We start from the raw sequence: 13,108 nt of genomic DNA, 5'->3' as shown, positions 1-13,108 counted from the left end.
CTCATGAAGCCCAAAACGGATGAGGTGCCGAGGAAATGGTCGCCATAGAGAGCTTATGAAGCCCAAAATTCATAAAGCCCATAAATTCCGTATTCATCAGGTGGCAAAGGAGAAGTCATCTTCTATAATAAAGCCGAAATCCCAGAACCAGCCGTCGAAATGGGAGTTAACCAAAGGGAATAAAGCCGAAATCCCAGAACCAACCATCAAAATGGGAGTTAATCAAAGGGAATAAAGCCGAAATCCCGGAGCAAGCCAACAAAATGGGAGTTAATCAAAGGGAATAAAGACGAAAACTCGAAGCCAGCCACAAAATGGGAGTTAATCAAACGGAATAAAGGCGAAATCCCAGAGGCAGCCAACAAAATGGGAGTTAACCAAAAGGAATAACGACGAATTCCCATAGCAAGCCATCAAAATGGGAGCTAATCCAACGGAATAAAGCCGAAACCCCGGAGCCAGCCATCAGAAGGGGCGTTAATCATAAGGAAGAGCGTCGAAACAAGGAAATTTTTAAAACTGGATTAATCAGATTCCAGTAAGATTGAACTGAACAATGCTGTTTAAATTAAATACTCGTTCTAAACATTTAATTTTCAAAAAATATTGACAACTATCTAAAAAACAGATAAATTATAAAATAATATAAAGTTATAACATTATATTCTTTCAAGGGAGATACATAAATGCAGATAGATAAGAGTCTACATATACCTCTTTATAGACAAGTAGAGCAGATTCTGGAAGAGAAGATCATTTCAGGCCAATGGGAGGTGGGGAGCCAGCTGCCGACTGAGCAGGAGCTGTCCGATCGATTCGATGTCAGCACCATTACTGTTAAAAGAGCTGTGATTGAGCTTGTGAATAAAGGTTATCTCTTCAGACAGCGAGGCAAGGGAACCTTTGTATCCGGATCTGCAAAAGAGCAGGACCTTAATTCCATCATTTCGCTTTCCGGTGCGGAACAGGAACATCCACATGAAATGCTCAGCTTTAAATATGAAACAGCGGGTTCTGAAATTGCCCAGAAGTTAAGGATTGATCCTGAGGATGAGGTGATCAAAATTGAGAGATTAAAAGTGGAAAACAATGATCCTCTTGCATTGGAATATACCTATCTTCCGGCGGATAAATGTCAGGGGCTTACACCTGAAATGATCAATAACGACTTAATTTTTAACATCTTAAAAAATAGATTCCATATAGCACTAAAACGAGCCAGGGTATTTATCCGGCCATATATTCTTCCTGATCATCAGGCTAAGCTGCTTCATGTGGAACCGGGGACCCCAGTATTTGAGTGGGAGCGTACTACATACACAAAGCAAGAAGACATCATTGAGTTCTCCAAATTCTATATCCGCAGTGATAAAGAGGTTTATTATACAGAGGTTCAATTGTAAAAAAATGCTGAAATACAAAAGGACATTTTATAAATATAAAAGATATAAAGTTATAATATTATATCTTTATATTTTATATATAAATCAATCTCTTTAAATAGATTGATCCAAATTTAAAAGGGGGTATCGCTTTTATCAAGTCTTCATCTTAGAACAGCTCCTTAAGTTCACAAAAGCAAAAATAAACGAGGGGGAAATGAGTTGAAAAAGAAAGCTTATTTAATTGTATTGCTTTGTTTATTGCTTGTCACGGCTGCAGGATGCAGCGGCCAAACTGGAAGCTCTGCAGATGAAGGATCAGGAAAAAGTGATGAAAAGACACTTGTATTAGCGGCTTATGGAGGAAGCTATGAGCAAAAAATGAAGGAGGACTTGATCCCAAAGTTTGAGAAAGAGCATGGCGTAAAGGTGAAATATATTACGGGAAGCTCTGTTGATACCTTATCTAAGCTTCAGGCTCAAAAGGATAATCCTCAGATTGATGTAGCTTTCCTTGATGATGGTCCTCAAGCTCAGGCAAAGGCGTTTGGATTGCTGGCGCCATTGGATGAGAGTGTTGTTACGAATCTGGCAAATGTCTATGATATTGCAAAAGACAAGGATAATGTCGGCGTTGGATTCGGAATCATCTCAACCGGCTTGGCTTATAACAAGGATGTCTTCGAACAGAATGGCTGGGAACCGCCGACTTCCTGGAATGATTTGGCCGACCCGAAGTTTAAAGGAAAACTCGTACTCCCTTCCATTGCCAATACGTATGGGGTTCATTTCCTGCTCATGACGGCGATTGCCAATGGCGGAGATGAAGAAAACATTGAACCAGGCTTTGAAAAGATGAAGGAAATTGCCAAAAACGCGATCACTTTTGATAAAACAGCTGACGTTTCAAATTACTTCCTTCAAGGGCAGACAGTCGCAAGTGCATGGGGAAGCAGCCGGGTATTTACCCTTCAGGATAGCGGATTCCCGATTGAGTATGTCATTCCGGAAGAAGGGGCTCCAGCGTTGATGGCAACCGTCAGTGTGGTGAAGGATGCTCCAAACGGGGATCTTGCACAGGAATTTGTCAATTTTGTTCTGGATGAAGAAGCTCAGCTTCTATTTGCGAACTCCTTGTTTGACGGCCCTGTTAATAAGAATGTAAAGCTTGAAGGTGACATTGTCGATAAAGTGGCTTATGGGGAAGAGGAGATTGCCAAATTGATCAAAGTCGACTGGGAAGCTGTAAATGCAAAACGAGCAGAGTGGACAGAACGGGCCAATAAAGAAATCGAAGTAGCCCATTAAAAGAGAGGGGAAACGAATGAGTTACTTAAGCCTGGAAAACGTGGTCAAGACATTTAATAAAACAGAAGTGGTTAAAAAGCTCAGCCTTGGCATCCAAAAAGGGGAACTGGTCTCCTTTTTGGGACCTTCGGGCTGCGGAAAAACGACAACACTGAATATGATCGCCGGATTTCTGGAGGTGGATGGCGGGAAGATTGAGGTGGACGGCAAACCCGTTCACCTGCTTCCTCCCAATAAAAGAGAAATGGGCATGGTGTTCCAAAATTATGCTTTGTTTCCGCACATGACGGTTTTTGATAATGTCGCCTATGGACTTAAGCTGCGTAAAGTGCCAAAAAATGAAATAAACAAAAGGGTTCTGGAAGCATTGGAAATGGTACGTCTGGCTGGCTATGAAAAACGCTATCCAAAGGAATTATCCGGGGGACAGCAGCAGCGTGTTTCATTGGCAAGGGCCCTGGTCATTAAACCGAAGGTGCTACTCCTTGATGAACCACTCAGCAATCTTGATGCAAAGCTGCGCCAGGAAATGCGTGAAGAAATAGTGGATATCCAAAAGCAGGTGGGGATTACAACGATATTTGTCACACATGACCAGGAGGAAGCATTGGCCATATCGGACCGAATCGCGGTCATGTATGAGGGCCGGATTGAACAGGTAGATGATCCGGCATCTATATATAACCATCCAAAGACTGATTTCGTGTCTCAGTTCATAGGGGAAGTCAACCACATTCAGGGGAAAGTCCTGGAAACCTATGAAAATAAGAAATGCAAAATGCACTTTTTTGGGAATGAACAGATCGTTTCAGTTCCATCTGTAAAGAATTCCGAAGTTCACTTTTTCATACGGCCGGAAAAAATCCAAATCGCCTTAGCACAATCAAATGATAGAAATGAGGCTTTTCAAACCAAGGTGGAAAGGAAAATGTTCCTCGGAGCCAAGACACGGTACATTCTGAAGGTACATGACCGGCATCTGATTGCAGATATTTCCAATACTGTTTTAAATCCCACCGAAATTAAAGAAGGAAACAGTGTCTACACGTATTGGAACCCTGAAGACCTGCTGCCTTCCAGAATGGCGAGGTGACTCACATGCAAGCCGGAATCGGAACGGAACATGACTTATTGCTTCAGCAAAAGAAAAAGAATTTGAATAAAAAACGGCTTGATACGTGGCTGCTTTTACTTCCGACGCTGGGGATCTTCATTTTCTTCTTTTTGCTGCCATTGTTTTTCTTATTTATTACAAGCTTTAAAAATTTTGATGCAAGCACCGGAGTGGGAAATGAGTGGACACTTCAGAACTACATCAAGTTCATGTCAGATCCTTTTTACCTTGGAGTGGTCTGGCGCACTGTGAAAATTGCTCTTTTAACGACTTTGATTACCATCATCATTTCTTATCCCGTAGCTTTTCAGATTTCCAGAGCAAAAGGAAGAACCAGGAATTATTTAACCCTTCTTGTGCTTTCCCCGCTTCTGATCAGCATGGTTATACGCTGCTACGGCTGGGTGATTCTTTTATCCAACAATGGTGTTGTTAATAATACTCTATTAAAGCTGGGCTGGATTGATCAGCCTTTAACCCTCTTATATACCGAACTGAGTGTGGTCATCGGGATGGTGCATGTTCTTTTCCCGTACATGGTGCTGAGCATCATGGGATCTCTTGAAAAAATAGACCCTTCTGTCATCAGAGCCTCGCAGAATCTTGGGGCCAGCTCCTTCAGAACTTTCTTTTCCATTTTGCTGCCGTTAACCTTGCCAGGCGTTTTCGCCGGTTCTGTTATGGTGTTCAGCTTAAGTGTCAGCTCATTTGTTACACCGGCTATTCTTGGCGGCCCGCAGGTGAAGGTTATGTCCTATTTAACGTATGAACAGGTAGCTGTCATGCTGAACTGGCCGTATGGAGGCGCAATTGGCTTCCTGCTAATCCTGATTGCCACCATTACCATCATCGCATACAGCAAAATCCTTGCCAGGTCTGAGAAAGGAGTGGCCATACAATGAGCAGGAAGCTGCCCAAGTATTTCTTTAACTTTGCTTGTTTACTGGTGTATATTTTCCTTCTGGCGCCAATCTTGGTTGTATTGCTTTCTTCCTTAACAACTACCGAATACATTGTATTCCCTCCAGAAGGCCTGACCCTCAGATGGTACACAGAATTAATTGAACATCCGGAATTTATGCAGTCCTTTACACTGAGCATTATTGTGGCGTTCGGAACCGCCATTATTTCCACCGCCATTGGCACTTTGGCTTCACTTGCGGTCGTCCGGCGCCAATTTAAAGGGAAGACAGCGATTGTTCAATTAGTGGGTTAGCCTCTCTTGATTCCATCTGTTGTGTTTGGTGTGGCTCTCTTGCAGTTTTACTCATGGATTGGCTTAGCTGCGAGCCCGCTTGCATTGATTTTGGGTCACATCATCTTAACGGTTCCATTTGTGATGCGCCTGGTTGTTGCAAGCCTTGTAGGCTTTGACCGTTCTATCGAACAAGCGGCCCTGAACCTTGGTGCAGGACCGATGAAAGTCTTCTTTCAAATCACACTGCCAATCATTAAATCAGGCGTGATAGCAGGCGCCATTTTTGCCTTTATTACTTCATTTGATGATTTAACAGTTGCTTTATTCATTGTCAGCACCGACGTTGTGACACTGCCAGTGCGGATCTACACATACATGCAATATCAATATGATCCGATTATTACATCCGTATCAAGCATTATGATTCTATTCACTGTTGTATTAATGCTTGTAATTGAAAGAGTGCTTGGTGTAGGGAAAGTGTTTTCCTCGAAAAATTAGATAGGAGAGGTCTTTATGCACATTGAGAAACATCCCGTTCTAAGCAGGCAGCTTCTCAAGCCTGTAACCATTTATTTCAATGATCAGCCATATCAGGCCTATACGCAGCAATCGGTCGCTGCCGCCTTAATGGCAAATGGAATTAAAAAATTGGGTGTCAGCAGAAAGCTGGTCCAATCCAGAGGATTATTCTGCTCGCGCGGGAGATGCTGCAGCTGCTATATGACGATTGATGGTGAGGATCATGTACGGAGCTGCATGACAGAAGTTGAAGAAGGCATGCGAATATACCCGAATATGGATGACCCCGAGGTAAGGAGGGAGTTTGATGAAGACTGATGTACTGATCATTGGAGGCGGTCCTGCAGGTCTATCAGCAGCAATTGAGACGGCATCAAGGGGACTGGATGTAACAATAGTTGACGAAGCTTCCAAACTCGGCGGGCAGCTTAACCAGCAGACTCAAGAGATGCGTCCGCTTCCTTCTGTATATGAACCCATGCGTGGCTTTGAATTGGCAAATAAACTAATCGAGCAGATTAAGGATTTTAATGTGAGGCCGCTCCTGAAACACCGTGTGGTTGGATTTTACGCAGATGGAAGTGCCGGAATTACCGATGAAGAAAATGTATTCCCTATAAAAGCAAAAAAGATTATTGTGGCTTCCGGAGCGGCTGAAAAGGCTGTGGCATTTCCAAAATGGACAATGCCGGGGATTATGACAATCGGTGCTGCACAGATATTGATCAATCGTGATTTTGTGTTGCCTGGGAGAGAAGCTGTTATTGTGGGCTCAAGTGATTTTGCCATGGAAACGGCAATGCAGCTAATGGCTGTCGGCACTCGGGTGAAAGCGATCATAGAAAAACAAAGTGAAGCTTCAGCAAAAGAGCAGGAAAAAGTAAGTGAACTGTTACGGAATGGAATTCCTTTTTATTTTAATAGTTTTATAAAAGAAGCAAGAGGAAATGGGCAGGTGGAACAGATTGATATTGAGATGCCAGACGAAGTCATTACCCTGAATGTGGACCTCATTTGCATGGATGGAGGCAGGATGCCCATACTGGATGTTTTTTACCAGCTGGGGTGTTCCTTTGGCTTTCAAGAGGAGCTGGGCGGCTGGGTCCCGCAATATAGTAATACATTCCAAACCGACAGGGAGGATGTATTCATAGCTGGGAATGCGGCTGGCATTAGCACTCAGGGTGCGTTGCTTTTAACAGGAATGATTGCCGGCATCAGTGTAAGTGAAGAACTGCAAACAATCAGCCCGGCAGAGGCAAATGAGATGAGAGAGGCACTTTGGAAAGAACTCGGATTATTGGAGTACAAAGAAGTGTACAGCGGAAGAGTTAAACATCTCGAGAACTTTACAAGCCCGGTACTGAAAGATCAATTTATCTCCTAGATAGGAAAAGAGAGAAGAAGGTGAATTAGTTGGATAAAACGACGATCATCTGCAGATGTGAAGAAATCAGCTGTGAGGAAGTGGAAGAGGTTATCAGCAATGGAGGAAGGACCTTTGATGATGTTAAGAGGATTACCCGCTGCGGAATGGGTCCTTGCCAGGCTAAAATCTGCACCAGCATGGTGGCAGAAATTATTCACCAGCAGACTGGGCTGTCACCTTCAGAGATTCCCCTGCCGAGGATGAGAATGCCGCTTTCCCCTATTAAGCTTGAAACACTGGGAACGAACAGTACATCCTTTAGTGCCGTCAAGTCTGTTCTGGATGAGGTGGAAATTGAAGAAGGGAAGGTGAGGTAATTGGAAACAAATTATGAAACGATTGTTATTGGAGGGGGTGTAGTGGGCAGCGGAATTGCTTACCACCTTTCTGAGCGATACAAAGAAGGCGTGCTTGTGCTTGATAAAAAATACCCCATGTCAGGCACCTCCGGATCCACCCAGGCCTGGGTATGGGTACATAATAAAACTCCTTCCTGGTATGCGGAATTTAGTATGTACAGTGCGGAACTCTATCCTTATCTGTCTAAAAAGATTGGAGACGTAGAATACAAACGGACAGGCGGACTTTCGCCTTTTTTCAATGAAAGTGATCGTGAAAAAGCACAGAAGCTCGCGGAATCTTATCGAAAAATCGGCATCAAAATCAAAGTCTTATCCAGGGAAGAAGTTCTCGAAAAAGAACCCTATATGAATCCGGAAGTAGCCGGGGCTACCTACAGCTCTATTGATGGCAATGTCAATCCATTCCGCCTTATTGATATGTATATGAGAGCAGCTAAAAGAAATGGCGTCCGCTATTCTGCTTATAATAAGGTAACTGAGATTAAAAAGCAGGATGGAACATATTTAGTAGTCTCAGATAAGGGTGCGTTTAAATGTAAAAACCTTATTCTGGCTGGCGGAACCTGGTCGAGAGAAATCGGTGACATGATTGGAGTTAAGATTCCTGTTAATCAATTAAGGGGGCAGATCCTGGTGTCTGAACCATTGAAGCCTTTCTTAAATTTTACAATCAGCGGATTAAGGCAGGCAAACAATGGGGAAGTTCTGTTGGGCTATTCAATGGAAGAAGCAGGCTTTAATCGGGCAACAACGCTTGATGTGATTCAGGAAACAGCCAATATGGCAGTCCGATATGTACCCGGATTAAGAAAAGCTAAAATTGTCCGCGCCTTTTCCGGAATTCGGGCAATGCCTGAAGACGGCTTTCCGATTCTTGGTAAAGTACCAGGCCATGAAAGCCTTTATGTAGCCGCCACCCATAGCGGAGTAACACTATCTCCTTTAATTGGTACTCTTATAACAGAGTTAATCACAGAAGGGGAAACTTCGATTCCGATCGAAAGGTATTCTTTAAGCAGATTTGGTTAAATAAAATAGTATTAAGTTATAATATTATAACTTTTTTAATAAGGTTGTCAGGAAAAACATTATGTAAACAAGATTGGAGGAAATAGGATGCCGCATTTGTATATAAGAGGAATTTCAGTGGATCAGACGAAGGAAATCAGTACCCAGCTGGTGAAAGACCTGGCTCGGCTTTGTGAGTGTGGAGAAGATAACTTTACATTGGAAGTTTTGAATTCAACTTTTGTGTTTGATAAAAATGAAGTTCCAGCATATCCATTTATAGAAGTTAAGTGGTTTGACAGGGGCAAAGCAGTTCAAAACCAATTTGCCGGGATTATTTCGAAATATGTTCGGTCGCTTGGAGTGCCGGAGGTAGAAGTTGCATTTTCAGCCTTTTTAGAGGCGGATTATTATTTGAATGGGAAAAGTTTTGCGGATTAAAAGGGGGAGTTCAACCATGAAAATAGCAGTCATAGGCTCAGGAATTACAGGTGCAAGTGCAGCCTATCACCTCACAAGGGAAGGTGCAGAGGTAGTTATTATTGATAAGGCACATCAGGGACAGGCAACTGCAGCAGGCGCAGGAATCATTTGCCCGTGGATTTCCCGAGCAGATCACAAAGACTGGTACACCATTGCAAAACGAGGCGCTCTTTATTATCCATCTTTAATAGCGAACCTTAAACAAGATGGCGAAGAGGATTTTGGATATGGAATGGTAGGAGCTCTGGCAGTCAGCAGCAGTTCTGATGAACTGGATGCGATCGAGCAAAGTGTTCGGCAAAAAAAAGCTGAAACCCCTGAGGTTGGAGAGATTACGAGATTAACAGCAGAGGAAGCCCGGGAACTTTATCCGCCGCTCCGTGAGGATCTGCAGGCTATCCATGTTACAGGAGCAGCCAGGCTCGATGGGAGGCTGTTAAGAGACGCCATGCTAAATGGTGCAAAAAAACATGGTGCAGCAATAATTGAAGGTGAAGGTGATCTTGTATTTCAAAATAATAAGGTTACAGGAGTAATAGTGAACGGGGAAGTCATTGCTGCCGATGCAGTTATCGTTACTGCCGGTGCATGGGCTAAAGACTTACTTAACCCGTTAGGCATTGATCTTAAAGTCGAGCCTCAGCGTGGGCAAATTGCCCATCTGGAAATAGGCAGTATGGACACCTCCAGCTGGCCGGTTGTCCTTCCGCAAAGCTCACACTACTTAGTGGCTTTCGATCATTCCAAAGTGGTGGTTGGAGCTACCAGGGAAACGGGATCCGGGTTCGACTATCGACTTACAGCGGCAGGTGTGAAAGAAGTTCTGGATGAAGCATTAACAGTGGCACCAGGATTAGCTGAAAGCACACTAAAAGAGGTAAGAATTGGCTTCCGTCCGGCTGGACCTGATATTTTGCCGCTGCTGGGTACGGTTCCAGCTGCAGAGGGGCTGGTTATCGCAACAGGATTAGGGGCATCAGGGCTTACAATGGGACCTTATGTGGGCACCTTGGCTGCAGATCTTGCTTTGAAAAGGGAGATGGAAATAGATCTAACACCTTATGATCCATTAAGAAAAGGCTTGGAAGCAGGAGTAAAGTGAAATTAATAAGCAGAAGCTGCCATACTGTTTTTGTGGCAGCTTATCTCTTTTTCCTATTCCTTCAATCGATCCGGCAATCCCTGAATGGAAGAAACCACAACATCAAGTTTCGCTTCGATCCGGTTCAGCAAAAAAAACGTGACAACGATCGGGAAGCCGAGTTCGCTGATCAATGTAATCATCTGTTCCATGGCAGCTGCTCCTTTCTTGTGAATTTACAATAAGCATTTTAAAAATGGCCGGGTTCCAAAGAATCCGGCCACTGCACCTTAAATTAATTCATAATCAGTTACATTACGCTCAACCAGCCTGACACTATCCGCTGTAATCAAGTCACCGCCATTGCCGTCAAAAGCGTTGGCAGCAATGATTTGTTCCATAGCTGCCTTCACAGCTGCAGGATCAATCGGCTCGATGGGGTTATCGACGGATAATTTCGTTGGCTTGCCCAGTTCTGACAAAAAGGTCATTTCTAATGTTTTAGCCATTATAATTCCCTCCTTTAATTTTTTTGTATTTTAATAGAATGAATTAGCCCAGGATTTCGAAGCTGTCATTTCTGTTCATTTCAGCCAATGGATAGCTGCATAGTCCAGAAATCGCTTGTCCCACTGAGAAAAGCTGGTCTGCTGTTGCCGATTGTTTTACGCTGCTGTAGGTTTTGGATTTGTGAATTGGCTTGCCCTGCTCGTTAAGTCCTGTTTCAAACACTAGACGAAGTTTAGAATCAGTGATAATTGCTTGTGCCATCTTTGTTCACCTCCTTTCACCCTCTATATACGTATTGCGGGGTGATAAGGACAGGGTAAAATAAATTAATCTTCAAAAAAGCGATTATTTTCCATTATAATTCTTAGCTTCTCACGGGCACCATGCCGCCAGTTTTTGACTGCTGACGGGGTGACTTGTTCTTTTTCAGCTATTTCCTTGACAGACATTTGATCACATAAGGTATACTGCAGCCATTTCAGTTGATTGGCAGATAGGAGTCTGCATCTTTTAAGCATCTCGTGTGTATGATCTATGGCGGGGAATGGGGAGGGGTCTTCAATAAGTTCCCAGAATTCATCTTTCGGATAGAAATATTGCTGGCTTTGTTTATTTTGATTGGTTAATTCGTTCATGATTTTTCCTTTTATCATACTGTAAGCATAGGAAAGCAAGGTCCCTTTTTCAGGGTCATGATTTTTCCACGCCTCCCAGAGTGTAATTAATCCCAGCTGGTAGAATTCCTCTTTGTTTTTATAGATGTTCAGGCTATGCATAATTTTATGAATCATCGTCTCATATTGGGCTGCTAACTGTTCAAAACTCTCCATGAATACGGTCCCTTCAAGGAAAGCGCGCTCTCTAAGTATTCCCGGGTAGCTCAAACATAGCGTGTAAACATTATTTTGGCGAATCTAGAAAAAGTGCCAGATGAGTCAGTTAACCCCTCTAACTCTGGAGTTAAGGGGTCTAAGTCCGTAGTTAAGGGGTCTATCTCACGAAAAACCGGGAGTTAGCCTGTTTTTTTTATTATTTGTAAAAAAAATTCATGAAGAAGTCATTTTCTTCAGCTGAAAATCCCATTTTAAACAAATCCTCAAAGTACATTTCTTCAAATTTCTTAGTCAAGATTCCATAGAAATAAGCGACAGGATTAGTAATTGCGCGGGTTTTCATCTTCCCGATCAGCTGCTTAAACGAATGGATGGCTGTAGCCAAAACAGCGTTCAAATTTTGGTCACAATTGTTTTTATATGCTGCAGTGGATGCCATTCTCCAAAACTCCTCAATTTGCTTTGCTTCCGGAAAAAAGTATTTTACAGTGCTGGTGAATGATTCTGGTACACGATCATTTGTATAGGTGTGATCGAGGACGGTATCGTTACGTTTATTTATCTTTTGATTTTTATTAGCTTTAGAAAGATTAATAGTTTTATTAGGGTGGTTCAATTTTTCTTTTTTAGGTGGTTCACTCTTGGGAAAACGATTAAAAACATACAAATTACTCGACTGGGACCCGTTTTTTCTCTCAGTTTCAAGGACAGTGATAATCCCTAACTCTAAAGCTTTGGCAATCATCCTTTTAAAAGTGGATCGGGAAATGCCACTGCCGTTATATTCGTCGTAAATGGCTTTTAAAACGGTCCCGATTTTAGCATTGGAGACTCCAGGAATTTTCGCAGCAAAACGAACCAGCCTCTTTAAACCAACTAGCTCACCCTTTGAAAAGTTTTTCTTATGGACCGAAAGCCACATCTCCACATGAGCATTAAACTCCTTAAGATTTCTAAATTGGGAATATCCTTCAAAATGCTCAATTCTGCCTGATTTTAAATTCATTTAAATGCACCACCCTTTCACCTTCTAAATACAAATGAAGGGGTGGGGAAGGACAGGGGGTTTTTTGAGGGATTGTGACGGAATCGTGAACGGGGGTGTTTTTTTGAAATGCATGTGGAAAGCATGGAGGCGAAAGAACAAATATTCATAGCGCAAAGTCGCCATATAAGATTATGACGACGCTGCTTCGTTGGTTCAAAGATAAATGTACGTCATTTGAGATTCATGTCTACGAAACCTCGGAGGTCCAAGTGAAAACGGTAGACATAATAAGTCTATGACGACCAAAATACGGAGGTTCAAGTGAAAACGGTCGCCATAAGAGGTCTATGGCTACCAAAATACGGAGGTTCAAGTGAAAACGGTCGCCATAAGAGGTTCATGACGACGAAAAATTGGAGGTCCAAGTAAAAACAGTCGCCATAAGAGGTTCATGACGACGAAAAATTGGAGGTCCAAGTAAAAACAGTCGCCATAAGAGGTTCATGACGACGAAACCTCGGAGGTCCAAGTAAAAACGGTCGCCATAAAAGGTTCATGACGACGAAACCTCGGAGGTCCAAGTAAAACGGTCGTCATAAGAGGTCTATGCCGACCAAAATTCGAAGGTCAAAGTAAAAACGTCGCCATAAGAAGTCTATAACGACCAAAATACGGAGGTTCAAGTGAAAACGGTCGCCATAAGAGGTTCATGACGACGAAAAATTGGAGGTCCAAGTAAAAACAGTCGCCATAAGAGGTTCATGACGACGAAACCTGGAGGTCCAAGTAAAAACGGTCGCCATAAGAGGTCTATGAAGACGAAACCTCGGAGGTCCAAGTAAAAACGGTCGCCAAAAAAACCATAAAACTAAATCATCATAACTTCTCCG

General features: G+C 42.9%; 18 protein-coding genes. 13 read left to right on the top strand and 5 right to left on the bottom strand.

Going from position 1 to position 13,108, the window contains the following annotated elements; translation table 11 throughout:
• Positions 1-55 precede the first annotated feature (55 nt).
• The 13 genes from A361_RS30245 to A361_RS14680 all read left to right on the top strand — a co-directional run bounded on the left by A361_RS30245 (position 56) and on the right by A361_RS14680 (position 9,908).
• A complete protein-coding gene (locus tag A361_RS30245; RefSeq protein WP_019383437.1) occupies positions 56-235 on the top strand; it encodes a hypothetical protein in 180 nt (59 codons plus the stop codon).
• A 451-nt stretch (positions 236-686) separates the two neighbouring features.
• Positions 687-1,403, top strand: a complete 717-nt coding sequence (locus A361_RS14730) for a GntR family transcriptional regulator (RefSeq protein ID WP_009334210.1) — start codon at positions 687-689, stop codon at positions 1,401-1,403.
• 201 nt (positions 1,404-1,604) lie between these two features.
• Entirely contained in the window at positions 1,605-2,690 is a 1,086-nt protein-coding gene (locus tag A361_RS14725; RefSeq protein ID WP_009334211.1) for an ABC transporter substrate-binding protein, read from the top strand.
• A 16-nt stretch (positions 2,691-2,706) separates the two neighbouring features.
• Entirely contained in the window at positions 2,707-3,783 is a 1,077-nt protein-coding gene (locus A361_RS14720; protein ID WP_019383438.1) for an ABC transporter ATP-binding protein, read from the top strand.
• A 5-nt stretch (positions 3,784-3,788) separates the two neighbouring features.
• On the top strand, positions 3,789-4,706 hold the full coding sequence (locus tag A361_RS14715; RefSeq protein WP_009334213.1) for an ABC transporter permease: 918 nt from the start codon (positions 3,789-3,791) through the stop codon (positions 4,704-4,706).
• Entirely contained in the window at positions 4,703-5,020 is a 318-nt protein-coding gene (locus tag A361_RS30885; RefSeq protein ID WP_019383439.1) for an ABC transporter permease, read from the top strand. The genes A361_RS14715 and A361_RS30885 overlap by 4 nt, the downstream gene beginning before the upstream one ends.
• A 6-nt stretch (positions 5,021-5,026) precedes the next feature.
• Complete coding sequence (locus A361_RS30880; protein ID WP_236887888.1) at positions 5,027-5,503, top strand: ABC transporter permease; 477 nt, start codon at positions 5,027-5,029, stop codon at positions 5,501-5,503.
• Positions 5,504-5,518: 15 nt separating this feature from the next.
• Positions 5,519-5,842 (top strand): (2Fe-2S)-binding protein, encoded by a 324-nt coding sequence (locus A361_RS14705; protein WP_019383441.1) that lies wholly within the window; start codon positions 5,519-5,521, stop codon positions 5,840-5,842.
• Complete coding sequence (locus tag A361_RS14700) at positions 5,832-6,911, top strand: NAD(P)/FAD-dependent oxidoreductase (RefSeq protein ID WP_019383442.1); 1,080 nt, start codon at positions 5,832-5,834, stop codon at positions 6,909-6,911. Before A361_RS14705 ends, A361_RS14700 begins: the two co-directional genes overlap by 11 nt.
• Before the next feature lie 29 nt (positions 6,912-6,940).
• A complete protein-coding gene (locus A361_RS14695) occupies positions 6,941-7,270 on the top strand; it encodes a (2Fe-2S)-binding protein (RefSeq protein ID WP_019383443.1) in 330 nt (109 codons plus the stop codon).
• A complete protein-coding gene (locus A361_RS14690; protein WP_019383444.1) occupies positions 7,271-8,344 on the top strand; it encodes an NAD(P)/FAD-dependent oxidoreductase in 1,074 nt (357 codons plus the stop codon).
• A gap of 87 nt (positions 8,345-8,431) precedes the next feature.
• On the top strand, positions 8,432-8,764 hold the full coding sequence (locus tag A361_RS14685; RefSeq protein WP_019383445.1) for a DUF1904 family protein: 333 nt from the start codon (positions 8,432-8,434) through the stop codon (positions 8,762-8,764).
• 16 nt (positions 8,765-8,780) lie between these two features.
• Positions 8,781-9,908, top strand: coding sequence for an NAD(P)/FAD-dependent oxidoreductase (locus tag A361_RS14680; RefSeq protein ID WP_019383446.1), 1,128 nt, complete (start codon positions 8,781-8,783; stop codon positions 9,906-9,908).
• Between the two features lie 53 nt (positions 9,909-9,961).
• On the opposite strand, the gene A361_RS14675 is transcribed toward A361_RS14680, so the two are convergent.
• The 5 genes from A361_RS14675 to A361_RS14655 form a co-directional block, all read right to left on the bottom strand.
• Entirely contained in the window at positions 9,962-10,099 is a 138-nt protein-coding gene (locus A361_RS14675; protein ID WP_019383447.1) for a YvrJ family protein, read from the bottom strand.
• A gap of 78 nt (positions 10,100-10,177) precedes the next feature.
• Positions 10,178-10,396, bottom strand: a complete 219-nt coding sequence (locus A361_RS14670; protein ID WP_009334227.1) for a DUF2922 domain-containing protein — start codon at positions 10,394-10,396, stop codon at positions 10,178-10,180.
• Between the two features lie 43 nt (positions 10,397-10,439).
• Positions 10,440-10,658, bottom strand: a complete 219-nt coding sequence (locus A361_RS14665) for a DUF1659 domain-containing protein (RefSeq protein ID WP_009334228.1) — start codon at positions 10,656-10,658, stop codon at positions 10,440-10,442.
• Between the two features lie 65 nt (positions 10,659-10,723).
• Entirely contained in the window at positions 10,724-11,227 is a 504-nt protein-coding gene (locus A361_RS14660) for a sigma-70 family RNA polymerase sigma factor (RefSeq protein ID WP_019383448.1), read from the bottom strand.
• Between the two features lie 199 nt (positions 11,228-11,426).
• Entirely contained in the window at positions 11,427-12,236 is an 810-nt protein-coding gene (locus A361_RS14655) for a hypothetical protein (RefSeq protein WP_019383449.1), read from the bottom strand.
• Positions 12,237-13,108 lie beyond the last annotated feature (872 nt).

Source organism: Cytobacillus oceanisediminis 2691 (assembly GCF_000294775.2).
GTDB lineage: Bacteria > Bacillota > Bacilli > Bacillales > Cytobacillaceae > Cytobacillus > Cytobacillus pseudoceanisediminis.
This window is presented reverse-complemented; position numbering and strand designations above follow the sequence as displayed.

Excerpts from the sequence above, each read along its gene's own strand:
- A361_RS30245 (WP_019383437.1), top strand. The coding sequence starts at position 56 with ATGAAGCCCAAAATTCATAAAGCCCATAAATTCCGTATTCATCAGGTG.
- A361_RS14730 (WP_009334210.1), top strand. The coding sequence starts at position 687 with ATGCAGATAGATAAGAGTCTACATATACCTCTTTATAGACAAGTAGAG.
- A361_RS14720 (WP_019383438.1), top strand. The coding sequence starts at position 2,707 with ATGAGTTACTTAAGCCTGGAAAACGTGGTCAAGACATTTAATAAAACA.
- A361_RS14715 (WP_009334213.1), top strand. The coding sequence starts at position 3,789 with ATGCAAGCCGGAATCGGAACGGAACATGACTTATTGCTTCAGCAAAAG.
- A361_RS30885 (WP_019383439.1), top strand. The coding sequence starts at position 4,703 with ATGAGCAGGAAGCTGCCCAAGTATTTCTTTAACTTTGCTTGTTTACTG.
- A361_RS14705 (WP_019383441.1), top strand. The coding sequence starts at position 5,519 with ATGCACATTGAGAAACATCCCGTTCTAAGCAGGCAGCTTCTCAAGCCT.
- A361_RS14700 (WP_019383442.1), top strand. The coding sequence starts at position 5,832 with ATGAAGACTGATGTACTGATCATTGGAGGCGGTCCTGCAGGTCTATCA.
- A361_RS14685 (WP_019383445.1), top strand. The coding sequence starts at position 8,432 with ATGCCGCATTTGTATATAAGAGGAATTTCAGTGGATCAGACGAAGGAA.
- A361_RS14680 (WP_019383446.1), top strand. The coding sequence starts at position 8,781 with ATGAAAATAGCAGTCATAGGCTCAGGAATTACAGGTGCAAGTGCAGCC.
- A361_RS14675 (WP_019383447.1), bottom strand. The coding sequence starts at position 10,099 with ATGGAACAGATGATTACATTGATCAGCGAACTCGGCTTCCCGATCGTT.
- A361_RS14670 (WP_009334227.1), bottom strand. The coding sequence starts at position 10,396 with ATGGCTAAAACATTAGAAATGACCTTTTTGTCAGAACTGGGCAAGCCA.
- A361_RS14665 (WP_009334228.1), bottom strand. The coding sequence starts at position 10,658 with ATGGCACAAGCAATTATCACTGATTCTAAACTTCGTCTAGTGTTTGAA.
- A361_RS14660 (WP_019383448.1), bottom strand. The coding sequence starts at position 11,227 with ATGGAGAGTTTTGAACAGTTAGCAGCCCAATATGAGACGATGATTCAT.
- A361_RS14655 (WP_019383449.1), bottom strand. The coding sequence starts at position 12,236 with ATGAATTTAAAATCAGGCAGAATTGAGCATTTTGAAGGATATTCCCAA.